We start from the raw sequence: 25728 nt of genomic DNA on the forward strand, positions 1-25728 counted from the left end.
TGATTTTAATAGTTTTGTGGAATAGACATCTGGTGGAAATTCAAAATAAAATCAATTATTATCCATAAATTGTCAATTATTTCTCCCTGTTCCCTCTTTTCTGGATATTTATAATGGGCATCTTGCCCGTTCCTTTGCTACCAGACATGATATAAAACACAATTCTTAACAGACAATTCTTGTTATAATGTGTTACAAGAAGAATTAAAATACTACAAAAAAATCTATAGCTATTAGGAGCATAGAAATTCATGTCTGTAACCATACCAACTATAACAGGATTATACATTCTATCCTCAGAAGAGAAACTGACTTTTCCGCTCAAACACACGGAAGTTAAAGCAAAAATAGCGGGCAACCTATCTAGAGTAGAAGTTACTCAACAATTTGAAAACCCATTCACCGAACCCCTAGAAGCAACTTACGTCTTCCCACTACCAGACGAAGCAGCAGTCGATGACATGGAAATCAAAATAGGCGATCGCTTAATCAAAGGCAATATCAAAAAACGAGAAGAAGCAAAAAAAATCTATCAACAAGCTAAACAACAAGGTCGCACCGCAGGGTTACTCGAACAACAGCGCGATAATATTTTCACTCAGTCCCTGGCAAATATTAAACCAGGGGAACAAATAGATGTAATTATTCGCTATACAGACTCCCTCAAATTTGAAGGTGGGGACTATGAATTTGTGTTTCCGATGGTTGTGGGAGAGCGTTATATTCCCGGAACACCTATAGATGGAAGCGGCGATACAGACCAAGTTCCCGATGCTAGTCAAATTACACCACCAATAGTTCCACCTGCGACTCGTTCAGGACATGATATTGGTATGACAGTAGAAATAGACTGTGGGATGCCAATTTTTCAGGTGAATTCCACATCCCACCAAATTCAAACATCCGAGCGAAGAGAAATTGTTACAGTTAAATTAGGAAATGAAGACACCATACCAAACAAAGACTTCATTCTCCGCTATCAAGTTGCTAGCGATCGTACCAAAGCAACGGTATTAACTCAAGCAGACCAACGTGGCGGATATTTTGCCGTTTATCTAATTCCCGCTTTACAATATCGCAGTGATGAAATTGTGCCGAAAGATGTTGTTTTCCTGATGGATACTTCCGGTTCCCAAAGGGGAGAACCCTTGCTCAAATGCAAAGAATTGATGCGCCGTTTTATTCACGGACTTAACCCCAACGATACTTTCACAATTATCGACTTTGCCAATACTGCCAGAAAACTGTCAGAACAACCTCTACCGAATACGCCTAAAAACATTGCCACTGCAATTAACTATATCAACAGATTAAATGCAAATGGTGGCACTGAATTACTTAATGGCATCCAGGAAGTTTTGAATTTTCCGCCTCCACCTGCAGGAAGACTACGGAGTATTGTAATGTTGACCGATGGTTATATTGGTAATGAAAAAGCAGTATTGGCAGAAGTGCAAGACCAACTCCAACCAGGAAACCGACTTTATAGTTTTGGTGTCGGTAGTTCGGTAAATCGATATTTAATTAACCGTTTAGCAGAAATTGGGCGGGGTATTGCCAGAGTTGTGCGACACGATGAACCCACTCAGGAAGTAGCAGAGAAATTTTTTCAGCAAATTAATAATCCAGTATTGACTCAAATTGAGGTTGAGTGGAATGGTTGGGGTGAAATACCAGAAATTTATCCGGTGACAACTCCAGATTTGTTTGCGGAACAACCTTTGGTTTTATTTGGGCACAAACAGGATGCTGTGGGAGGTGAGTTACAGGTTAATGGTATTGCTGCTGGTGGGGAAATTTATCAGCAGACTTTCGATATTCATTTTGCTGAGAGTGGTAATGTAGCAGTTGCTCAAATTTGGGCTAGGCAAAAAATTAAGCATTTGATGAATCAGATGTTTGATTATGATAAGAAGTCGATGGTAAAAGAGGTGACGGAAACAGCTTTAAGTTATCAATTGTTGTCAGAATATACGGCATTTGTTGCGGTGAGTCAAGAGGTGCGAGTTGAACCTGGTGGTAAGAGTATTTCGATGGAAGTTCCTGTGGAAATGCCAGAGGGATTGAGTTATAAGGGGTTCGGTGCTGCACCTGAAAGATTTCGAGTAGACAACTTTGCAGCTAAGGGTATGGTAGCTTATTCAGCACCACTAAATGCGCGGAGTCGAAGTAGAAAATTCGCAGCATTTCAAGCAACAGATTTGGGTTGTGATGCAACAGATAAGATACACCAATGTTTTACAGATGAGGAAGAATTTAATGAGATGAATCTATCGACAGATTCGGCACCTCAAACAACAGATTGGATGGAGCAAGGAGAAGATATAGGGTTTTCGGGTACTAAGAAAGGAATTTCGAGGTTCTTGAAACAAGGCAAACTAGAGGAAACTGTTTCTACTAAAGAAGTAAGGATGCGCTACAACATTTCGGATAATGATTATCAAGTACGACTTTCTCATATAGAGCGCTTTCTCAAAACTAACGATAAGGTTGTAGTTACCATAGCAATTCATGCTCAGAAAGTTCCGACTTCCGAGCAAGGCGAGCAATTCCTCAAACGTATAGCTACTGACTTACAAGAAGTTGCCGATATGGAGTCAGCTCCTAAATTAGAAGGAAAATTTATGGGTATGGTGCTTTCTCTTAAACAAAAAGATTCTGCAAAACTAACTCGTAATACTTTGCAAGTTATCCAAATTATCGGGTTAGATGCAGTAGCGCAGGAAAGTCTTAAGCAGCATCTACAGAATGTTAATTTACCACCAAATATTCATGGTGAAATAGTTTTGGAATTGCAGGTAAAAGGCGATCGCGTACTTCGGGTAATTTTAGATGATGAAGTTTCCAGTTTGAAGGATAAAAAAATTATAGAGGAAATTAAGCGATCGCTCCTAAAATGGCACGTTCCTTCTAGTGTTGCAGATCGGATTCAGATTACAATCAAAGTTAGTTCGTAATATTCAGGAATTGGGGATATAGAACAAAGTCTATTCCCCAATGAAGAGATAATTCTAAATTCTAAATTCTAAATTCTAAATTCTTGAAGAGGAAATTAAGCGATCGCTCCTAAAATGGCACGTTCCTTCTAGTGTTGCAGATCGGATTCAGATTACAATCAAAGTTAGTTCGTAATATTCAGGAATTGGGGATATAGAACAAAGTCTATTCCCCAATGAAGAGATAATTCTAAATTCTAAATTCTAAATTCTAAATTCTTGAATCTGGCAATATCTCAGTAATAGTTTCATAAAAATTAGTTTCTGGTGGTTTAGCAAATAAATGTGACATTTGTTCCAATGCCGCTTTATAAGCATCAGTTTGATTAGCATCCATATCTTCAACCCCTTCCCAAAAAATTACAGCAATACCTTTATCTGTTCCTGGCAACTGCAATAAATAAGCTCCCTTAAAACCTTCGTTATAGGTAGCAACTGCCTTTTCATAAAGTTCTCTTGCTTCTTCAAATTTTCCTGGTTTAAATTCTCCCAAGGCAACATAAGCATATTTATGCTTCAAAAAATCCATAAAATCCGACATTTTTTCTCCTGATAGATAGGGTTTAATAGCAAATCAAAAGTTAAAAATAAGACTTCTTAACTTGATTAAAAGAATGTTTGTCAAATAAATATTAAATCATCTAGTAGACTATTTCATCTTAAATGTTGCATTAGATTCAATTCAAAAGTCAAAACTCAAAACTCAAAAGTAAGAATTTTCAAGTTAAAAGCTAATGCACAGTTTTAGCTGTGTCAGTCTACTACTCCCCTACTGGACCGACATAGCTAATTTTATGCATTAGATTATTGGGGCGGGGGCGGGTTTACTCAGTCGTGGGTAACACCATTAACTTAACGCGGAACCCGCCCCTACTAATGCACCATTTTGGGTGTGCCACTCCACTATTCCCCACTCCCTTACTCCCCCACTCCCCCACTCCCCTACTCCCCTACTCCCCTACTCCCTACTCCCTACTCCCTGAAATAATATCCTCAGACAAAGATTCCCAGAAAGGATTATTCTTTCCTAAACGAGTTGTATTTGTCGCATCATGGATACTTCCCCTGAGATTCTGATAATATTTATCGTCCATAAAATTAATATTTAAACTAGCATCAGCTACTAACCTACGGAATTTTTCCTGAGTATAATCTCTACCATTAATTAATGCTCCTACGGGATTTGAAACTAACAATTCTCCGTTAACTACCACCGAATTTACCATATTCGGCCACCAAGAATAACCGCTATATCCAAACATAGCTGGCACTTGAATAATCTGGTCATCACTTAAATTAAATTCCCGCTTCAACTTTTCAATTAATGGGTCTAATTTTTCCCGCTGCAAATAAAGATTATGCTGAATTAACTTCTGATTTTTTAGCGCTGCTCGTACCGTTGTTTGAGTACTTAAACCACGATTTATTGCCGCTTGTCCATATCCTTGTAGACTCAATTCTTCTAATAGTTTTACCCCTGCTTCTGGACTAACAATTAACATTAAAGGTTTGCCAAATTTACTAGGAATAAAAGTAATAATTTCATCTACATGACGAATCATTAACCAAGAAGTATCAATAGCTACTGGCGGACCCTGAATCTTTTGCGCTTTAATAAAATCAATGATTTCAGGATTCATTCCTACTTCACCTGCCTTACCATAATAAATTCTTCCAAGCTCATATCCTGGTAGAGGTGGTGTCACTTCTAGGTTGCCATAAGCATCAGCCCATCTATTTAAAGGATCGAGTTGTCTGGGTTTACCTACTTCAAACCAGCCAAAATCTTCTTTGAGCAGACTTCTAGCGTATTGATCATTTTCCCCAGGACGGTTAGCTTTGAGTACCACATTCATATTATGGGTTTGACCTTGAGAAGGAAATTGCACATAACCTATTTCTTTAGTATCTTGCATCCAGGTAGTACCGCCGGAATTAATTTGAGCTTTAGCACCTGTTCTTTCGACGATCTGTTTGATTTTGGCGACAAATTCTTGATTGCCAAAACCACGTTCGCTAACATGAAGTTCTTTGACTGGAGCAGTATTCGGAGACATTAACCAAGGAACTACACCTATTTGAATACTATCAGAAGCAATTTGTCTGCCATTTTTTTCAGCGATCGCTGTTAATTTAACAACTCCTTTCCAGTTGCGATCGGCAAACTGTTTAGCTTCCACCCCCAATACTACTTTCTCTCTAGATATTAATGCTTCAGTACCAGAAATATCTACTGGTTGCCATCCGTCTTCTGTTTTTTGGAATACATTAATATAGTCACTAGCATCTGTATCTGTTGAAATATAGATTTGAGCATCTTGATAATTTTCTGCGACTTGAATATTCACCAGCGCCAAGTCTGCTTCATCTGTTTTGCCATTAACTTCTCGATCGCGCCAGTCTGGTATTAGATCGCCATTATCATCATCGCTATTAAATAACATCAATGCACCTTCTGATAAAGACCACTTTTCTCTATCCGATCTATCAGCTTCATCTAACTCTCCATCTCTGTTGGTGTCGCCATACATGGTGAAACCGGGAGATAAACTATATGCAATGGGTGAATAATTGCTTGTATTACTGTTTGTGTCGTCTTCTACATTTTCTACCCATCTTCTTGCTGCTATTACTTTTTCATAGGAGGCAACTGCTAGATATCCCTGATATTCGATCATTTTTTCGATCGCTTTATCTGTCATGAAGGAATTTTGGGGAATTTGACGCAGGTTAGAAATTGCCTCTAACCAAAGATTTTCTGCTTCTTGCCAAGTTTGGTAATTTGCCTGAGTTATTTTTCCTTTTTCTACTGCCTTAGTTGCTTTAGCGATCGCTTGCTTCCAGCTTTGGAGCGCTTTTTCTTCTTTAATAATATTAGCTTCTACGTTACGGAAGTTTTTCAGGGTTTTTTCATATTGCTGTAAGTGGAATTTGTATTGCCAGGGTTCTTCTACTTCTTGGAGACTTGGCCTTTGAGAGACTCTATTCAGTTCAGCTTTTATTTCGTCTCTAAGCTGGTAAAGTTCTGATAGTGAATTTACTTTTCTTGTAATTTTTAAGTTGTTGTTTACTGACTCAAGGGTTTCTAAGGGCGAAACTACTGAATTTCCTTGTTCTAGAAGGGAAGGTTGTGCCACTGCTTGAGGAACGGGCACCCAAATAATTGCTACTAATGCTCCAATGGTATTAACTAGAGCTATTTTGACATATCTAATCCAACACATAGTATATATCCTCATATATAGTAATGGATTTTACCGGATTTTTGGCACTCAGAGGGCTAATTTCCGATCTTCTCAATATTGACTCTACAGGAGTCACGCTGAATAATTATTTCTTCACCGAAAACTCAATTAATACCAAATTCATTTCTAAGTTGCATAGAATAATATTGAATATTGCGATCAGGGTTGACTTTAGATCGAGATAGGCAAATTAATGAATTTCTTCAAGAAAGAAGGACTGAAGTTGGAAAAAGGAAAAAATAATTCTGTGTCGCTTCAGATAAAATTTGTATAAAACCTTAATTTATCAAACAGGATTGGGTCGCACCACCTCGCCTTTTCAGGCGAAATATTTTTGGAGGGAGGCTCAAATCCCCGTTACAAAAATAACTTCTGTACGGGCGCCATTCGGCAGCTTTGCCTCAGCAAACGGCCGAAAGCTTGCCCATAACTATCGTTAACGCCCCTACTTCCCCCTCCCCTCCACCGGAGGGGTTAGGGGTGGGTTGGGAGGGGGAGGGGCGAGGGGTGGGTTGACTTCTGACTTCTGACGCGCGTTAAATTTCCGGTTGAGAGATTGTAACTTGTCAGGTATTACAGAATTTTGAAATATCTCTATATAGTTCAGTTTTTGTACCTAAATTATAATTTTTCAACCGGAAATTATTTTAAGGTTCTCGAACCCATTCCTGATTTGGTTTTGCCCAGTCAGATGTTTCCACATTATTAGCACTGGAGCTATTACTAGGTAACTCTAAGCAGTAACCAGCACCGTATACTGTTTTAATATAACGAGGATGGCGAGGGTCTGGTTCCATCTTCGTTCTCAGATGCCTAATATGGACTCGAATCGTCTCAATATCATCATCTGGGTCGTACCCCCAGACTTCCTTGAGAATTTCACTCGGGGATACTGTCTGGCCATGTCGTTGCAGTAAACAATGGAGTAACTCAAATTCTAAATGAGTTAGTTTTACTGTCTGCTCAAACCAAATAGCCTCGAACCTTTCAGGAACAAGAGTCAGAGGACCATAATTCAGGATTTCGCTATGTTTTGCTGCTTGTGGGATTCGATCTGTCCGTCGCAGCAGAGCACGCACTCGTGCCAGCATTTCTTCTACTTCAAAGGGTTTTGTTAGATAATCATCTGCTCCAGCATTGAAGCCTTCTACTTTATTTTGAGTTTGACTTAAAGCAGTTAACATCAGTACGGGAATATCGGCTGTCCGTTCATCACGACGCAGACGTTGACAAATTGTAAACCCATCAACCTTTGGCAGCATTAAGTCTAATACTATCAGGTCTGGTAGTAGTTGCAGGGCTAGAGCTTGCCCTTTTATGCCATCTTCTGCTTGGCTAACTTCATAGCCAGCCATTTCTAGGTTAACAGCAACGAGTTCTGCGATCGCAGGATCGTCGTCAATTACGAGTATTCTAGGCATCATTTGCTACACTTACCTATAATTTTTTTTATTGTAATGTTTAATTAAGATTTTAAGTTTTTTCTAACATTCTTTCATTTAATGTTACACTTAATTTTTCAATACATAGCCCTTTTTTGTGTTATTGTTCTACCCTTCTATAACACAATTTTACCTTTTTGTCAAGTAACGCAATCATAGGGATGGAATCTAAGTCGTACTCTAACTAGATGTCAGCTATCAGCTTGGGTAGACCACAGTAGAGACGTTTCATGGAACGTCCCTACAACGTTTTGTTTGTGAAGATGTGGTTCATCAATTTGAAAAGCGCTGTAAAATTCAGACAACGTAAGTACTTTTCCTTCTTCCTTCTTCCTTCTTCCTTCTTCCTTCTTCCTTCTTCCTTCTTCCTTCTTCCTTCTTCCTTCTTCCTTCTTCCTTCTACTAAAACTTTGTGTTTAAAATCTAGGAATTATAGGTAAAAATTGTGCTTGTTCTTTAAAATATTTCCATGGAATTGATTCCGGATCTTTTTGACTACTCCATTCTCCAAAATCAGGTTTTGTTTTCCGTTTACTGATAGTACTAGCATGAACATTGAGCCTAATTGCTAATTCTTTTTGGGTAAGAGGAGAAACTATTTCAGTAGCAGATTGAAGTTGGGAATTTTCTGGAATATCTTCAGGGCAATCTTTTAGATGAGAATTTAGTTGGGAATTATTTGGCAGTTGAACCTCATAATTTGAAACTTTCGAGATTAACTGAGTATTGTTTTCTAAAGTTTTATCCGTTGTTCTTCCAACTAGAGATACAGCAGTAGGAAAATAATATAATAAACCCCCTCTTGTGTAATTTCTAATTCAGCACCAAATTCTTTGGCTTGTTCATCAAGAAACTCTTGGACTATTTTTCCCGATAGTTGGGAATTTATGGCTAAGTCTAAGGCTGTAATATATCCATTATTTTCCTGAATTAACTGATAAAATATAATATTCAAATAATCTTTTGTTGTTTTTGTTTTTCCTGATAACGTTTGACTAACCAGGTAACTCCAGAAGCAATAGTAATGACTGTGAATATACGCCAGGATAAACCTAGCATTAGCAATGCTAATCCCAAAGAAATTACAATGGGAAAATTATTTGTGGATTTATTATTATTGTTAAGGTTTCTTGGTTGTTCGGGCATTTTAATATTCTTGAGCCAACTTTTATACTTATGAGGTATCACCAACATTTACTGCTAATATAGCTAAATATAGACAAAATTTGTCGATACTTTTAGCGGATTTTTAATAAATAATGGTGTAGTTGGGATAAATTTTGCCAATAATTAGGGTTTGCTGAAAAAGTATTTTAGTAGGGGTAGGAGACAGGATACAGGAGACAGGATACAGGATAAATGGGAATAAGCGAGGAGGTAGGAATAAGAATTGTCCCAATATTGTTCTGCCCAACTATGCGCCTAAAGTAATAACTTTTTGAGCGTTTTAGACTGAAACAGGCGCACTTTTTCAAGGCCCAAAAAAGGCTAAAGTCTTTATATGCCAATGCTTTTAGATTAGATCGGTAAGCCCTAATTAGGGTTTGCTGATTAAATCTCAAAGCACTGAAATATAAAGGTTGAGCGCATTTTTTAGTTAAAAAAAGTCCAAGCTTAATGGTCATAATGGTTCAAAAAATTAGCATTTTAGGCGGCTTTGTTGCGCAGAATAATCAAGGGATTATTCTTCCTCCTACCTCCTAATTAATTCTCATTTCTCCTGTTTTCCCCTCCCTGGAGGAGAGGGTTAGGGGTGGGTTGGGAGGGGGGAGGCGAGGGGTGGGTTGTCTCCTGTCTTCCCCTCCCTGGAGGGAGGGGTTAGGGGTGGGTTGGGAGGGGGAGGGGCGAGGGGTGGGTTGTCTCCCTACCCTTACCCATAAGACTTTTTCAGCGAACCCTAATTAAGAGTGTATCTATAAAATAAAAAATTAAGCCTTGATGTAGGGTGGGTTTTGCTAACGCAGAGCTTCTGCTAAATGGCTGTCGCCGATCTAAAATGGTGGCAATAATTTCAAAAAACAAAATATTTCATGCTGTCGCCTAACCCATCGAATACTAGGTATTTGAAGCACGTCTTTAAGATTGATTTTACAGATACTTTTTAATCCAGAATGAAAAAACCGATCCTCTCGCTTCAACAGCATCTTCCTGCTAGCTTAATTTATCAAAATAATTGGGTCTAAAACTCCACTTTTAAGGCCAAATATTTTGAGAGTTTTGGTCAAAATTCCTGTGACAAAAATAACTTTCGTTAAAAGTATTTAACCTGACATGATATAACTATGTTTTTATAAAGTATACCTGCTGAAGTTTGCAAGATTTTAAACAATGTTTCGTAAATTAAAAATTATTGGTGGCACTATTCTAGTCTATTTATCCATCGCTGGTTGTGGCCCTAGCAAAGTTTCTCAGTGTAATGAATTGATTGTTACTATTAACAAGGGAAATACTCTTGTCAATGCTGAAAATTCCTTTGATGCTGCTACAACTAATCAACTAGGAGGAGATTTAGAAGCAATTTCTCAGGAGTTAGAAGCTCTCAAACTTGAGGATGAAACTCTTCAGCAGTTTCAAAAAGACTTAACTCAAACATTTAAAGAACTTTCTCAAGCTTTTGTTCAGATGAGTTTAGCTCTGCAAACTAGCACACAAGTTGAAGCTTCATTAGAGGGTAGAAAAAAATTTAATCAGGCTAAAAATCAACTCACTCAAGCAGGCCAGCAGGCCAATAAGGTTGCTACAGAAAAAGATATTTTGTTAGATAAGCTGGTTACTTATTGTCAAAATCAATAAATTTATAGCACTTTACAAAAAAAATATGCAGTTGAAAGCCAAGTGGTTTTAGCCCTTGGATGAAAACAAGTTGTGGGAATTTATTCCCAAGTATCCCAAAATGTGGGATAATATCAATGAATGCGAGTAGGAACAAGGTTTGTCCCATAGACTCAATGCTTGTAGGGGTGAAACTCCTGTCGGAAAGAAACTATTAGCATAGTTCTACCAAGACGCTCGGCACAGATAAACACCTCAGCAAGGATAGGGATTTATAGCTCACTCATAAGTGTAAAACCACTCTGAAAGTGAGACAAAAGTAAGGGCGATGTATGTGGCATTCGGAGTCAGCATACTTTGAGTCTGTAGGTGGTATATGAGCTACCACCACTGGAAAAAACTAATCATGTCCAGTGACAGCTAGTAGCCTTTCAGAATCGCGTTTTTAAACCGATTTGGAACAACTACTTAGAATCACCCGTACTTCAGTCGGGTGAGAAGTCAAACGCAAATCAATAATTTCTATGAATGTTAAGTTTGAGATAGTTGTTTTTAGGCCAAATATTGATTGGTCGATTAAATTAAACTATTAGTGATGGATTTCTAACTCTAGTACATAATGTCCCATGCGTAACTGCTGAGACCATAGTTCATATTCTAAGCGCAGATAATCTGGAACTGGTTTTCCCTGAACTACTAGGTTACGGGTAAAGTTACGCATTCGTAGCTGATAATGTAAATTGAATGACTCGTCTTGAAGCCAATAACGACAGATGCCATATACTCCTCTTTCCCAGATATTACGGTAACAATATTTACCGCTTCCTTGCATAGTCATAATAACTCGGGAAGGGGCAACTTCTAACCATAAAAGTCTTGGCTTTAAGACAGTTGGCAATATTGATGGGTCATCTATGTTTGTACATGATGTTTCTCTATCTGTAATTGCAGGTTCATGTAATAGTATATGAAATTGATCGCGGTCTTTATGATATAGAGTGGCCGCTGTTTCAACTATGGACCAAATGGGCAAGTCTGTTGATATTAATGACAGACTTACGGGTTTGCGTTGATAAGTTAGCATATATTTTCTTAGGGTAAGTTGTAATTATTTAATGGTTGTTAGTTCTACAAAGATCAAAAATATTACTCTTGGTTAATAGACATCTCCTCCAAAAGAGGGAGTAGGGAGTAGGGAGTAGGGAGCAGAGAGTAGAGGGAAATAATTGATGAATAAGAGTACGATAATTGATTTGATTTTTTATTATTGGAGATGTTTAATAGCTTTTTCTTTCCCACGCAACCTTGCTCAAACTCTAATTTAGATTTCACTCTATTTTGACTCAGAATTTAAACTATCGGTATATACAGGACTTTTAAAGTAAGTGAGGTACACCCACCGGTCCATCGTTATTGGATAATTATGTACTTCATAAATTTGTAATATATTTTATATATGTAGTTTGTTATTTATAGGTTTTAGGGAACTCATACATCGAATGGGTAATCATGATATTTCTATTAGGTAATCATGAGATTTCTATTTCTTGGGGAAACGCTACACAAACATCATATTAGGACGCACTCAATATAGTCAAAAAAAAGATGCCTTTGCCTGAAGACTTTAAGATGACACAATAATTTCAAACAATTACTTCATGTAAAGTGGTGTTAAATTATTGGAGTTAATTGTCTAACTAACTCTCCCCAGTTGGCATCACTGATTGCTCTTGCTCATGGGTTATTAACTTACCTAACTCACCTCAAGATATTAACAGAGTAGCATATTTATATGGTTGGACACAAGGGATAGTTTAGATCAAAAAAATTTGAATATTGTTTATACTAAAATTTTGCTAGTGACAAGTCTAAGTAAATTTATTGATTTTAATTATATCTTTATTTACTTTTGTTACATTTTTTTAACTAAATACATCAAGCGATCGCTTGATGAGTTAAATTTTACGGCTTTAAAGAATCATAAAAATCAAAAGCGCTCGGAGAGTTGTTTGTCAGAAAATAATAAATTGCTAGTGTTTTAAAGTTGATTTATTAACGCTATAGTCGGGATTAAAATTTTAAGTTAAACAGTAAGTAGGATAGTTATAATTGAAATCTATAAATCTAAAATAAAGATTCTTTTGAGCGGACTTACTTTTGGTTTAATAATTAACTATACAGAAAATTATCACATTAAACTTAGATAGAATTATTTGTATATTTACTTGTTCTTACTGATAGCAAACAATTCGATAGAACAATTTTACAAAGTAAGGTTAATGATATAAATACTGTTTTTTTATGTTTGTCAAAGTGCAATACCAAATTAATCTTCAAAATTTGTCTCACAGCTATACCTACTTCACAAATTAAACAAGTTAATCTAGTCCCTAAACTTAACCATTATGTAATTGAGGTCATTTATGAAGCGACGGAAAAACAATACTAACTAGAGAAAAATTGTTGTGCAAGTATTAACCTTGGATTAAACAACTTATACCAATTTGATAAGTGTTTGTTACAAATAGTTGCATGCAAAGTCCGTACGAAAGAAGGAAGAAGGAAGAAGGAAGAAGAAGGAAAAATTGAAAAAAGGTAAAAACAATATAAATAACTATCTAAAATCCACGATAATCACTATTTTTAAGCATATATGATAGAGTGGCACTTTTCATAGCATTCTTTTTTCAAATTGGTATTAGCTACATTAACCTTTAATCAAGCCAGCATCAAACCCAATAGTAATAAATTGCAGACCATTAAAATCAATCAATCAATCAATCAATACTATAATAAAGTTAGAGGCAGTATTCAAGCTCTGTTCAGAGAAAATCTATCGAACCTGAGACTGAAAAAGCTTTCTAATAAAAGAGAATTTGCTCATAAATGACTATCTTGCGTATTGCATCTCATTTGATTATTGATACCCTGATTAATGAGAAAATACGATCATTGATAATTGGGCACAATGAAAACTGGAAGCAGAAGATTAATTTAGGAAAAAGAAACATTTCATATTTTGTCTGTGTTCCCTATAACAGGTTAATAGAAATGTTATCTTATAAAGCCAAGATGGTAGGGATAGATGTAATTCTTACAGAAGAATCTTATAGGTCAAAAGCAAGTTTTATAGATAATGATTTGATTCCAGTTTACAAGAAAGGTCAGAATAATCAAGTCACTTTCTCAGGAAAAAGAATCATGCATAGGTTTGTATCGTACCGCAAGCATTGGATTAATCAATGAGGTGCGTGAACGGTTCTTTGAACCAATGCGAGAAAAGCAGCTCCCTTTTGTCTTTGACAACTGACAACTGATAACTGATAACTGATAACTGAAATGACCATGGGATAGAGGAGCAAGTGCACCCTTGCGGGTCCCCCGACTTAAAGCAACTGGCGTGGTGTTGTGGTGCCTCCTTTGGAGGAGCTTGACCTTTGTCATGCTACGCAAACGCTAACACGAGCGTCAAGGTAACACCTTCGATCCGAAGGATATGTCTTATGTGACTATATTTTTATGAACTATTTAGGGTTCGCTGAATAAAGCTAAAAGTCAGGATAACTTACGGTAATGGAGCTTTTTATATTCAGTTTATCTCCTAGTTTATGGCTCTTATTGGCATCAATTTACTGAAATTTTCTGCTGAAATTCAAGAAAATTTCTTCACATAAAATGGCCGAAACCGTTGTCTGTTCCCCACATCTGGTGCGTCCCCGTGTCTGGTGCGTCCCCGTGTCCTACCCCCACCAACAAATTTTTGGTAGTGCGTCAAGGAAGTGTGGGAAGGGTGGGAAGTTGGTTCCTGTGGGAAGACGCTCGAAAGTAGGAGGAATAATTGTACCTGTATCTTTTTGGGAAGTGTCTCTCACCCGTCCTAACTTTTTAGTCTTAAAGGCTGAAAAATTTGCACCCCCTTCGCGACAAAAATGCGCTCAACCTTGATATCTCAGTGCTTTTAGATTATATTGGCCAGCACTACTTACTTATCCCACACTTTACGCTCTGCACAACCAAATTTTTTCAGCAGACCCTATTTAGCTCCTCACTCTTCCCAGACTCCTATAAAATTGTGGCTGTGCAAATTTATAGTTAATTTTATGATAGCTGCTGTAATTACTACAAAAATTACAAATAGTCAAGAAGTTTTGATAATTCAAAGACCACCATCGGGTCTGTCCCTCAAAGGTAACATTTCAATTCCTGGAGATAAATCAATTTCTCATCGGTCTCTTATGCTGGGAGCGATCGCTCAAGGGAAAACTACTATAAAAGGCTTACTCTTAGGGGAAGATCCCCGCAGCACTGCTCAATGTTTTTCACTACTTGGGGCCAATATTTCTCAACTGAATACAGACTTGGTGGAAGTTCAGGGGGTGGGACTAGATAATCTCACAGAACCATCTCAGGTTTTAGACTGTGGTAATTCTGGCACTACAATGCGACTAATGTTGGGGATTTTGGCGTCCCATCCCGAACGTTTTTTTACTGTTACTGGAGATAGTTCCCTGGTTCAGCGTCCCATGTCCCGTGTGATTGGACCTCTGACACAAATGGGGGCTCAAATCTGGGGTAGAAAAGGTGGCTCTTTAGCCCCACTGGCAATTCAGGGACAAAAGTTACGACCGATCCATTATCATTCTCCCATTGCTTCAGCTCAGGTAAAATCTTGTATTTTGTTTGCTGGTTTAATGACGGAGGGGAAAACTACGGTGACAGAACCTGCTCTTTCACGAGACCATAGTGAAAGAATGTTGCAAGCTTTTGGCGCTCAAGTTAGTATTGATCCAGAAACAAATAGTGTTACTGTGAATGGCCCAGCTAAATTGCGGGGTCAGGATGTGGTTGTGCCTGGTGATATTAGTTCGGCAGCTTTTTGGTTAGTTGCAGGAGCTATTGTGCCTGGATCGGAATTGGTAATTGAAAATGTTGGTGTTAACCCTACTCGTACAGGTATATTAGAAGCTTTGGAAATGATGGAGGCTAATATTATACAGGAAAATCAGCGAGTTGTTGCAGGAGAACCTGTGGCTGATTTACGAGTATGTTACAGTCCTTTGAAAGCTTGTGAAATTTCTGGTGCGATAATTCCACGACTAATTGATGAAATTCCTATTTTGGCAGTTGCTGCTATGTTTGCTGAGGGGACGACTGTGATTAAGGATGCGGCTGAGTTGCGGGTAAAAGAAAGCGATCGCTTGATGGCTATGGCCACTCAACTCCAAAAACTGGGAGCTAAGGTGACAGAATTACCTGATGGGTTGGAAATTACTGGTGGTGTGGCCTTGACTGGTGCAGATGTTGAGAGTTATGGGGATCATAGAGTTGCTATGAGTTTGGCGATCGCTGCTCTTAATGCTACTGGTACTACCAATATTCATCAGGCTGAAGCTGCAAGCATTTCTTATCCTAATTTTACTGCTACTATGCAACAAATTTGTAGTTCATAAAAGCAGCTAAAATTTAGACATTGGTTAATTTATTTAAAATGAATTTTCAAATTATTAACCAATGTCTAGTGGTTGAGACTTTTTTATTTACTTGATGATTTATCTCCTAAAAGTTGTTCTTTCCAAGCTTGAAGCTCTACTGATAACTCCTGGCGGTTAGAAGCACGAAGTAGATAGCGATATATAAACCAGCCAGAATAGATAATACCAATTAACTCAAAAGTTGGAGCTAGCAGTGGGATGTCATTTAATGATTCAATTACTGCCAACATTACTTTTAGAGTAACAATGAGTCCTAAAATCAAACCGAGAGTAACTATCGGTTTCTGATATTGTGCAAAGAAGCCAGAGATAATAGCTGGTAGTTCTGATAAAATTTCCAAGATTTGGTTTTTAATACCTTGGAATTGATCGGATGTTTCTTCAGGCTCAGGATTAGATACTGTAGTTAGAGAACCTGGTTCTGTAGGATTTACTCCTACTTCTACTTCTTTTGTAGTATCTTTTTCTTGTTGCATAATTTAATGATGTCCCTTCAATTATTTATGATAAGCGTTTGAGTGGATATTACGGTCAGTATTCCAGAGTTTTAGAGGATATGACCTACTCTTAACTCAAAGTTAGTTATCTTGATTTTTCAAACATGGACCATTACCAGAAAATCTGACATTGCAAGAATAATAATATATGGATTTTGCATATTTAGAGGTCTATAATTATTTCTACAAATCTTCAATCCTAAATTTCGCATAAGGAAATGTAACACACCAAGTTATAAAAATTTAAGAGTAAGTATTGAAAGTAAAGAAAAAAAGTTCTAACACTCCTATGTTAGAGAATAATATTGGAGAAGAAGCCTGAGTAGTCCATATTCTTAAGGCCATTAGTATCGAGTCTGAGTCACAAAAAATAGGTTTGATACTTTTATTTTCTTAGCTTCAGGATTTTTTTAAATATCTACGCCAAATATCTTTTATGCAGAGTTCTATTGAAGTAAGATTTGTTCAAAATTTACTATTTCTTTTCCACAACTATTTTCTGTTTTAATTTGAGCTACTTATTTAACTTCTAAAATTATATTCATAGTTTTCATATATTAAATAGTTGGTAGTGGTACATTGTCATGATGTCGGTAACGATGTGGTGAATGTTTTAGTCCCTATACTCTATTACTATACAGGATGGTAGTGGTGCATAGTAATGGTAAAGAAAGCACGGGGAGTGTGGGCAAATGGGGACCCACCCCTAATACCAATTTGATAAATGTTTACTACATTTTCGCATTGCGGGGGAGTAGGGGAGTGGGTAGGGACGTTGCATAAGGGCGTCCGTACAGGGAGAGTTCAATAATTGATAATTGATAATGGATAATTGATAATTACCTCTCCCTAAAAGGAAGAGGATTGAATCAAAGGAAAATTTTTCTTGTTTCTCCTTAAAAGGAGAGGCTTTAAACCTTAATTATTCGGTAAAAATAAGAATAATTAACAATAACTGGCTAATAATTATCAAAAAAATATTCAGTCTGTGTTAATTACTTAATAATTGAAGTGTCATTTAAATATAGCATTCTTTTTTAAATTGGTATAACCCTCCCAGGAGGGGAATTTGGGGAGTGTGGGAGAAATTAAAACATATATATCCTTGTTCTTCTTCATCTTGCTCAACATTAAATTTAGATGAACCGACCCGAGACCCCACCCCAATGACCTAAAATTAGTGATAATTTCTGAATGATTTTGATGGAAGTATTTAACAATTACTAAACACTAATTTAGATGTTTCAGTTCTCTATAAGATTGATATGAAAGTTATAATTTTGAGACTAAAGATTTGAGATTTTCGATAGCTTCTTCATATCTATGTTTAGCTAAAGTAATTTGTTCTCCATCTGGCATTTTAAATTTTTGCCCTTGAGCAGGAAGTTGATGTAAAGGAGTGCCAAGAGATGCAGAGACTTTTCCTGAAGAATGAAAATCTTTGACATCGGTAACATAGGCATTTTGCCATGTAATGAGAGAATCTAATGAATTATCATTCTTAGTAAAATATTGAGGAAAACTTTGATATTGTTCATAGCAAAAATTGATTAATTCTTGTTTGATAGAATTATAAGCATTAGCTACACCTTTATTGCTCGTGTAATTGTTAAAAACAAATTGTTTGATTTTAGGTGATTTAAGCTCGAATTGCTTAACTTGTTTATTAAAGGTGATAATATTACTTGCATATCTTTTGAGAAATTCTGAAGGATATTGTTCATAAAGCAGCATTAAAATTCCTTTAATTCCTTCTAATGAAGTAAAATCAGCCATCATAGGAATTATTAAATAATCAGAAGAAAGTAACGCCATCTGTGTATAGATGGAAAAACTAGGGTGACAATCTATGAAAACAACTAATTTTTTATATTTTTCTTTGTTTTTTATATTGTCAAACTCACTTTGACATAATCTTTTAATTGCTGTCATATGATTTTTCCATGCAGTAATATTTGCTGGATTAAGTACAGAATAATTAAGAGCTAAGGACAAAGATTATAAAAAAGAATCACCAGCGATTAAATACAGATTTTCTGGAATAGAGTCATTATAGAGTGAAGCTTTTACTGTATAACTAGAATTTTTGGTAATGATTTAAATTCAGAATTACCTTTCAAAATCCAATCAACAAATCCTACTACATTACGTCTTGAGTAAGCTACTTAGGGTTTGGTGAAAAAGTATTTTAGTAGGGGTAGGAAACAGGAGAAAGCAGACAGGATAAATGGGAATTTAGAGGAGTTCATTAATGGATAATCGATAATGGATAATGGATAATTACCTCTGGTTAAAACCGTTCTTGATTGAATATAAGGAAATATTATTTATTCTCTTGGTCGATTAGATATGGCGAGGAGACCTCGCCATCTCTCGACCGCTTTTTTCCCTTGAAAGGGGAGGCTTTTAACCAGAATTATTTAATTAATAATTAATAATTATTAATTCTTCGGTAAGAGTAAGAATTGTACCTTTATTTTTCTGCCCAACTCTTGCGTAAAATACTAATTTTTTGGGCGTTTTAGACTGAAACAGGCGCACTTTTTTCGACCATAAAAAGGCACTTGTCTTTATATGTAAATGCTTTTAGATTTAATCAGCAAGCCCTACTTACAAATTTTGATTATTCTCATATCCTTTTTTTCCACCTCCAAGTAAAAATTGATAAATGTTAGCTTGAGGACACATATCAATAACTAAAATTTGTGCCTCTGGATTATTTTCAGCATACAATATTGAAGCATTAGAACATAAAGTTGTTTTACCAACACCACCTTTATTATTATAAAAAGCATAAACTTTTATCGACATAAATACTTGCTCGTCAATTTATACTAAATCAGTACCGTATACTATAAAAAATAATAGATATTTTGGCAAATTAAGCTCTAAAAACCTTGAAATTCTTTCAAAATTTTCATTGCCGAATAATTAAGGTTTAAAGCTTCTCCTTTCAAGGAGAAACAAGCGGTTGAGGGATGGCGCCATTCGGAGCGGCTCTGTCAAGAGCGGGTTTCCTCGCCATATCCAATCGACCAAGAGAGAAAAAATTTCCTTAAGCGTAAATCCTCCCCTTGAAAATAAGAGGTAATTATTAATTATTAATTATTAATTGTTGAAACTACTATATTTCTATAGAACCCCTAACCGTATCTTTACAAAGGTAGGGGTTTTTGACTAATAATTCAGAAGTCATAAGTTATACCAATTTATAAAATATTGCTACTGGACCGACACAGCTAAAACTGTGCAATAGATTTTTGTTTCTAGGTGTCTTTATCTCCCAATCTCCCCATCCCCCCATCCCCCATCTAATGTGTGTCAGTCTACTACAGTGAAGACACAGGGAACAGGGAACAGGGAACAGGGAAAGAAAAACATAAATATTAAAGAGGAAAAAAGGTGGAAATTTTATAATTTATGGGATTTATAATTTTTCTTTTAGGAATAAATCAGAAATTAAGATGTAACTGCCTTTTTTGAATTTGGTATTAGGATATTGATATTTAATTTATATAGTATAGTTATAGATATTTCCAATAATCAAAAATAAAATAAATTATTGCACTATTATTCATCAATTCTTTCCCCTCCTGGGAGGGGTTAGGGGTGGGTTCCCTACTCCCTACTCCCTACTCCCTATGCATGAAGGAGATGCTTAATAGAACCCATTTAGGATCTATCTATAGATTAACTTTGGGTCTAAACTTCCTTAAACGCAAAGCATTACTTACTACAGAAACCGAACTAAAAGCCATAGCTGCTCCAGCAATCATTGGATTTAATAACCAACCAAAAAAGGGATATAAAATACCTGCAGCAATAGGAATACTCAAAACATTATAAATATAAGCAAAAAATAGATTTTGACGAATATTTTTCATGGTGGCATGACTGAGTTGAATTGCCGTAACAATTCCCCATAAATCTCCAGAAATTAAAGTTAAATCGCTAGCTGACATTGCCACATCTGTACCTGTACCAATAGCAATTCCTACATCTGCTTGAGCTAATGCTGGAGCATCATTAATTCCATCTCCTACCATCGCGACGATTTTATGTTTTTGTTTTGAACTATTTCTTTCTTGTTGAATAGATTGAATAATACTAGCTTTTTGGTCAGGACGTACTTCAGCAAAAATTCTTTTAATACCAACTTCAGAGGCGATCGCTTCTGCTGTTTTTTGATTATCTCCTGTTAACATTACTACTTCTAATCCCATTTTTTGTAGAGCTTTAACTGCATCCCCAGAAGATGGTTTAATTGCATCAGCAATTCCAATTAAGCCTTCAATTTTTCCATTAATAGCTATTAAGGCAGTAGTTTTTGCTTCACTTTCCCATTGTTGAAGATTTGATTGTAAAGTTTGAGTATCAATTTTCAACTCATCCATCCATCTTTGTGTACCAATTTGTACCAACTTTCCTGATACATTTCCCTGTACTCCCATTCCTGCTACAGCTTCAAAATTAGTCACTTCAGCCAGAGGATTTTGTACTCCTTGAGATTGAGCATAATTAACTACAGCTTCCGCTAAAGGATGTTCTGAATTTTTTTCTAAAGCAGCAGCTATTGCTAATAGTTCAATTTCATTATTATTAGTGACACCTTTAACCGTAATATAGTTAGTAACACTAGGTTTGCCTTGGGTAATTGTTCCAGTTTTATCACAAACAATAGTAGTTAATTTATGTGCTAATTCTAAGCTATCTGCACCTTTAATTAAAACTCCATTTTCTGCTCCTTTCCCAGTACCAACCATAATTGAAGTGGGAGTAGCTAAACCCAGGGCACAAGGACAAGCAATAATTAAAACCCCTACCGTAGTAATCATGGCAAAAGTCATATTTCCTATAGTAGTAAACCAAATAATAAAGGTAAAAATAGCAATAGCAATTACTACAGGCACAAACCATCCAGTTATTTTATCTGCTAATTTTTGAATAGGTGCCTTACTGCCTTGAGCATCTTTTACTAACTGTACAATTTGGGCTAATACTGTATCTTTACCAATTTTTGTGGCTTGAAATTTGAAACTTCCTGTTTTATTAATTGTGGCTCCAATTACCTCATCTCCTACTTGTTTTTTCACAGGAATAGGTTCACCTGTCACCATAGATTCATCAATAGAAGATTCTCCTTCTACAACTGCTCCATCTACAGGAATTTTTTCCCCAGGGCGGACTAAAATTACATCTCCTACTACAACTTGTTGAATGGGAATATCGCTTTCTTTTCCACTACGAATAACTCTAGCGGTTTTTGCTTGTAAACCCATTAATTTATGAATAGCTTCTGAAGTTTTTCCCCTAGCACGATTTTCCAATAATTTTCCTAACAGGAGAAGGGTAATAATAACTGATGAAGCTTCATAATATACTTCGGGTTTTAAGCCTTGAGTAATAAAGAAGTTCGAGTTAAAAGTAGCAAATAAAGAATATAAATAAGCAGCACCTGTTCCTAAAGCAACTAAAGTATTCATATCCGCAGTCTGATGTTTAAATGCTTTAAATGCTCCGACAAAAAAGCTTTTACCGCACCATAACTGTACAGGTAAACTTAAAAATAATTGTAGCCAATAATTATGCAGCCAACTAGGAAGAAAAGGAATATGTAATCCTGTCATGGCAGGTAGGGAACCAATAAATAAAAAACTACTAATAATTCCCCCCAAAATAACTTTACGGGTTAACTCTTTTTCTTCAGCTTCCCTAGCTTTTTTTTCAGTATCTTCTTCTTGTTCAGATTCGGCAAAAGCATAATAACCAGCTTCTCTTACAGATTCTTGAATATAAGTTAAATTAGTTTTTTGAGAATTATAAGAAACTGTAGCTTGAGAGAGGGCAAAATTAACATTACATTCAATGACTCCTGATACTTCTTTAATGGCTTTTTCAACTCTATTGGCACAAGAAGCGCAACTCATTCCCTGTAGACGAATACGAATAGTTTCCATCACAACAGCCTCAATATTTGTAAGGGAGATTAACTCTTTTATCTAATGTTATACAGTTCAAACTTATAGAGCGTTAAAATTCTTCTGATTTTCTTTTCTTTCTAGTGGGTTAATTATCTGATGAAGATTTATAGTCCGATTATTACCCAATTATTAATTATTAATAATTAAATAATTCGCGCCTTGAAGCCTCCTTTACTAATGGATAATTGACAATTGATAATTGATAATTAAAGAGTTAGAGAGGCGCGAGAATTATTTCATTATCCATTATCTACTATCCATTATCCATTAATACTATTTCCTTATATTCAATTCCGTAACGGTTAAAACCCGAGGTAATTATCAATTATCCATTATCCATTATCCATTAATACTATTTCCTTATATTCAATTCCGTAACGGTTAAAACCCGAGGTAATTATCAATTATCCATTATCAATTATCCATTAATACTATTTCCTTATATTCAATTCCGTAACGGTTAAAACCCGAGGTAATTATCAATTATCCATTAATGAACCAGTTTACCTCTTGAATAAAAAATACTCATCATTTTCTGTTTTGTTCAAGGGTGATATTTGCCATAATTTTTGCATTTTTCCATGATTTTTTAGGGCAATTTCTATGTTTTCTAATATTTTTGTATTCTCTAACATATTGATATTACCACTTACAATATAAATTTAATATGAAATCAGTTGGCTAAAATATAGAACAAGGTATTGAAAAATTTTTACTACAAAATTTACATAAAATTAGAGTCGGTAATCAATTACCGAAAATTGTGCTATAAAGCCTCCCCTTTTAAGCTATCCCTTATAAGGAACTCCTCAGACACGAGGACACGGAGACGCACCAGACACGGGGATACGGAGAGAAGGGGAGAAGGGGAGCAGGGGAGAAGGGAGAAATAGTCATAGTATCTAAGTAAAACTATTTAAATATTCAAAATTAATGTACTTTTAAATACATTTTCTCTCTAGAAAAAGACTTTTAAAGTCTCGAACATAATTTGTCTATAATGTCTACGTTTTGTGTTAAGAAAGATGTTTATAAAGCATAGTCTTTTAAGGGGAAAAAAGCGGTCGTAGCGCAGTTTCCCGTAGGGTGGGATGGCGCAATTCGGAGCGGCTCTGATAAGAGCGGGTTTCCTCGCTGTCCGACCATCGACCAAGAGAAGAAAAAATTTCCTTTGAGTCAATCCTATCCGTTTTAAAGGAAAGGTAATTCTAAACTGGAGAGTACAAAGTTATGCAAAAAAATGATTTGTTTTGAAGACTGAAAGTCTTACTGGAAAAGGCTTGCAGTACTTACAGCTATGAATAAAGAGTTTTTAACCTTTAGATCGCTGAAAGTGTTAGCTAGCAATAGTTATTCCAAGAACTTTGCACTGTCTAGTTCTAAATTCTTAATTCTTAATTCTTAATTCTTGAATTTGTAATATCAAATTCAAAAAGATAGTTACATCTTAATTTGTGATTTATTACTAAAATAAAAAAAATTAAATTTCATAAATTCTAAAAATTAAACCTTTTTTCTCTTTTTATTATGTTTTTATTTCCCTGTTCCCTGTTCCCTGTGTTGTGACTGTAGCAGTATTTTATGAAATTGGTATAACTACTTCTATTTGATAGTCAGTTTATAGGTAGAAAAAACTATTTTTATGTTCACTGCTAAAATACACAAATATATTGATTTTATATTCCCTAAATAACGTAAGCATTCAGCTATTAGCAGTCAGCTATTCGGTGCATAATGCTACACAAACAGCAATAAAAATGAATAAATAAAGTATTTTATTTAACTTCTAGTGCATTTTTAAACAAAGAATTTAAACACAAGAAAAACGAGCTTAAATTGTCCACCAAAGGTAATAAAGCTGACTGCTGAATGCTTACTAAGTAACAGAAATTAATCTAAAAATAAAATAGTATTTTACTATTATAAAAAAATGTTCTAAATACTTACCTTCAGAATGGTGATCGCTACTCCCACTTCACACAAAGAAGCATTTTTATTCCATAAAAATCATTGAGATTTATGTTAGACTTAAAAAAGTAATAAAGCACCATAAGATTAGGACTTGATATGAATAATACTAATAATCCTGCTATTTCCTTTCATAATGTAAATAAGATTTATCCTAATCAAACTATTGCTTTGCAAGACATAAGCTTTACAATTAATCATGGTAAATTTGTAACTTTTGTTGGTCCCTCTGGCTGTGGAAAAAGTACAGTATTGCGATTAATATCACAATTAAGCGAAGTTAGTTCAGGAAAAATTGAATCAAATATAGACCGGAATAAAAATGAATTAGCTTTTGTATTTCAAGAACCAGCTTTAATACCTTGGTCTAACGTTATTGATAACGTACATTTACCTCTAAAATTAACAGGAAAATCTCTCAGAAAATCTCGAACAATAGTACAAGAAGCAATTAATTTAGTAGGATTAGATGGTTTTGAACATTCTTATCCACGACAATTATCAGGTGGCATGAAGATGCGAGTTTCTATTGCTAGAGCATTAGTAACTAAGCCAAGAATTGTTTTGATGGATGAACCTTTTGGAGCTTTAGATGAAATAACTCGCAGTAAACTGAATAGCGATCTATTAAGATTATGGCAAGAACGAAATTGGACTGTAGTTTTTGTCACTCACAATATTTATGAAGCGGTGTATTTATCTCAACGAGTAATTGTTATGGCTGCCCGCCCTGGTAGGATAGTAGCAGATGTTAATATTGATGTAACTTATCCTCGTAGTGAAGATTTCCGAATGTCGCAGTTATGTAATGATTATTGTCGGGAAATTTCTAATTATTTGGAGATGGGAGTATCAGATTATTAAGGTCATTTCAGTTATCAATTATAAGTTATTAGTTGTCAGTAACTCCGGCTAAAGTTAGAGGCAAGAATAATCGAATTTTATATCAAGTCCCTACTCCCGTGATGGTGAAGATATATATTAGAGTCGTTGCAGAATAAAGGAAAAAATCGCTCTAACCTAGACAGAGCAATAATTCCAAGCATTTTTGTCTTCAAATGGCTACAATCCTTACAGAACAAGGTTTTTGGGGATTTTTTAAGTTATAAAGCGACAAGTCTATTTTTTAATTTCTGACCACACTCATCACACTTCCCCTCCTGGGATGCCAGAGCTGATTTATAAGCTGAATTGTTAAAAAATAGTTAAAAAATTATTAAATTGGGATAAAGAAACTAACACTTAAGATTAAAGTATCTACAACGCGCACCCCAAAGAAAAGAAATCAAAAAAGTCAAAAAACAATGATACTCGGCTCAAGAAAAGCCGAATCAA

The 25728-nt window shown here is 35.7% G+C and carries 17 protein-coding genes; 6 read left to right on the forward strand and 11 right to left on the reverse strand.

Annotated elements, in window-relative coordinates:
* Positions 1-251: 251 nt before the first annotated feature.
* Positions 252-2957: a translation initiation factor IF-3 gene (gene infC / locus SAGCYANO_RS11380; protein WP_202220178.1), complete on the forward strand. Its 2706-nt coding sequence runs from the start codon at positions 252-254 to the stop codon at positions 2955-2957.
* Between the two features lie 250 nt (positions 2958-3207).
* On the opposite strand, the gene SAGCYANO_RS11385 is transcribed toward infC, so the two are convergent.
* The 5 genes from SAGCYANO_RS11385 to SAGCYANO_RS11405 all read right to left on the reverse strand — a co-directional run bounded on the left by SAGCYANO_RS11385 (position 3208) and on the right by SAGCYANO_RS11405 (position 8877).
* Positions 3208-3537, reverse strand: a complete 330-nt coding sequence (locus SAGCYANO_RS11385) for an antibiotic biosynthesis monooxygenase (protein ID WP_202220179.1) — start codon at positions 3535-3537, stop codon at positions 3208-3210.
* 424 nt (positions 3538-3961) lie between these two features.
* Positions 3962-6220 carry a protein-arginine deiminase domain-containing protein gene (locus SAGCYANO_RS11390; RefSeq protein ID WP_202220180.1) on the reverse strand — a complete coding sequence of 753 codons (2259 nt, stop codon included), beginning with the start codon at positions 6218-6220 and terminating at the stop codon, positions 3962-3964.
* Positions 6221-6888: 668 nt separating this feature from the next.
* Positions 6889-7662 carry a response regulator transcription factor gene (locus tag SAGCYANO_RS11395; protein ID WP_202220248.1) on the reverse strand — a complete coding sequence of 258 codons (774 nt, stop codon included), beginning with the start codon at positions 7660-7662 and terminating at the stop codon, positions 6889-6891.
* Positions 7663-8443: 781 nt separating this feature from the next.
* Positions 8444-8638, reverse strand: coding sequence for a hypothetical protein (locus SAGCYANO_RS11400; protein WP_202220181.1), 195 nt, complete (start codon positions 8636-8638; stop codon positions 8444-8446).
* Positions 8635-8877: a hypothetical protein gene (locus tag SAGCYANO_RS11405; protein ID WP_202220182.1), complete on the reverse strand. Its 243-nt coding sequence runs from the start codon at positions 8875-8877 to the stop codon at positions 8635-8637. Before SAGCYANO_RS11405 ends, SAGCYANO_RS11400 begins: the two co-directional genes overlap by 4 nt.
* 1134 nt (positions 8878-10011) lie before the next feature.
* Between SAGCYANO_RS11405 and SAGCYANO_RS11410 the strand changes: the two genes are divergently transcribed.
* A complete protein-coding gene (locus SAGCYANO_RS11410) occupies positions 10012-10476 on the forward strand; it encodes a hypothetical protein (RefSeq protein WP_202220183.1) in 465 nt (154 codons plus the stop codon).
* Positions 10477-11044: 568 nt separating this feature from the next.
* On the opposite strand, the gene SAGCYANO_RS11415 is transcribed toward SAGCYANO_RS11410, so the two are convergent.
* Entirely contained in the window at positions 11045-11539 is a 495-nt protein-coding gene (locus tag SAGCYANO_RS11415) for a hypothetical protein (protein ID WP_202220184.1), read from the reverse strand.
* A 1802-nt stretch (positions 11540-13341) separates the two neighbouring features.
* Between SAGCYANO_RS11415 and SAGCYANO_RS11420 the strand changes: the two genes are divergently transcribed.
* The 3 genes from SAGCYANO_RS11420 (at position 13342) to aroA (ending at position 15905) form a co-directional block, all read left to right on the forward strand.
* A complete protein-coding gene (locus SAGCYANO_RS11420; RefSeq protein ID WP_202220185.1) occupies positions 13342-13701 on the forward strand; it encodes an IS200/IS605 family accessory protein TnpB-related protein in 360 nt (119 codons plus the stop codon).
* A 429-nt stretch (positions 13702-14130) separates the two neighbouring features.
* Positions 14131-14400 (forward strand): hypothetical protein, encoded by a 270-nt coding sequence (locus SAGCYANO_RS11425; RefSeq protein ID WP_202220186.1) that lies wholly within the window; start codon positions 14131-14133, stop codon positions 14398-14400.
* A gap of 155 nt (positions 14401-14555) precedes the next feature.
* Positions 14556-15905, forward strand: a complete 1350-nt coding sequence (aroA, locus tag SAGCYANO_RS11430) for a 3-phosphoshikimate 1-carboxyvinyltransferase (protein WP_202220187.1) — start codon at positions 14556-14558, stop codon at positions 15903-15905.
* A gap of 83 nt (positions 15906-15988) precedes the next feature.
* On the opposite strand, the gene SAGCYANO_RS11435 is transcribed toward aroA, so the two are convergent.
* From SAGCYANO_RS11435 to SAGCYANO_RS47500, 5 genes are all read right to left on the reverse strand, one after another.
* Positions 15989-16423, reverse strand: coding sequence for a CAAD domain-containing protein (locus tag SAGCYANO_RS11435; protein WP_202220188.1), 435 nt, complete (start codon positions 16421-16423; stop codon positions 15989-15991).
* A gap of 1293 nt (positions 16424-17716) precedes the next feature.
* Positions 17717-18376 (reverse strand): ParA family protein, encoded by a 660-nt coding sequence (locus SAGCYANO_RS11440; protein WP_237396061.1) that lies wholly within the window; start codon positions 18374-18376, stop codon positions 17717-17719.
* 678 nt (positions 18377-19054) lie between these two features.
* The gene (locus SAGCYANO_RS11445) at positions 19055-19255 is read right to left on the reverse strand and encodes a ParA family protein (protein WP_202220190.1); all 201 of its coding nucleotides are present in this window, start codon (positions 19253-19255) and stop codon (positions 19055-19057) included.
* Between the two features lie 872 nt (positions 19256-20127).
* Positions 20128-22401, reverse strand: a complete 2274-nt coding sequence (locus tag SAGCYANO_RS11450) for a heavy metal translocating P-type ATPase (protein ID WP_202220249.1) — start codon at positions 22399-22401, stop codon at positions 20128-20130.
* A gap of 527 nt (positions 22402-22928) precedes the next feature.
* The gene (locus SAGCYANO_RS47500; RefSeq protein ID WP_255502534.1) at positions 22929-23060 is read right to left on the reverse strand and encodes a hypothetical protein; all 132 of its coding nucleotides are present in this window, start codon (positions 23058-23060) and stop codon (positions 22929-22931) included.
* A gap of 1432 nt (positions 23061-24492) precedes the next feature.
* Between SAGCYANO_RS47500 and SAGCYANO_RS11455 the strand changes: the two genes are divergently transcribed.
* The gene (locus SAGCYANO_RS11455; protein WP_202220191.1) at positions 24493-25257 is read left to right on the forward strand and encodes an ABC transporter ATP-binding protein; all 765 of its coding nucleotides are present in this window, start codon (positions 24493-24495) and stop codon (positions 25255-25257) included.
* Positions 25258-25728 lie beyond the last annotated feature (471 nt).

The organism is Okeania sp. KiyG1 (assembly GCF_014132355.1).
Classification (GTDB): domain Bacteria; phylum Cyanobacteriota; class Cyanobacteriia; order Cyanobacteriales; family Microcoleaceae; genus Okeania.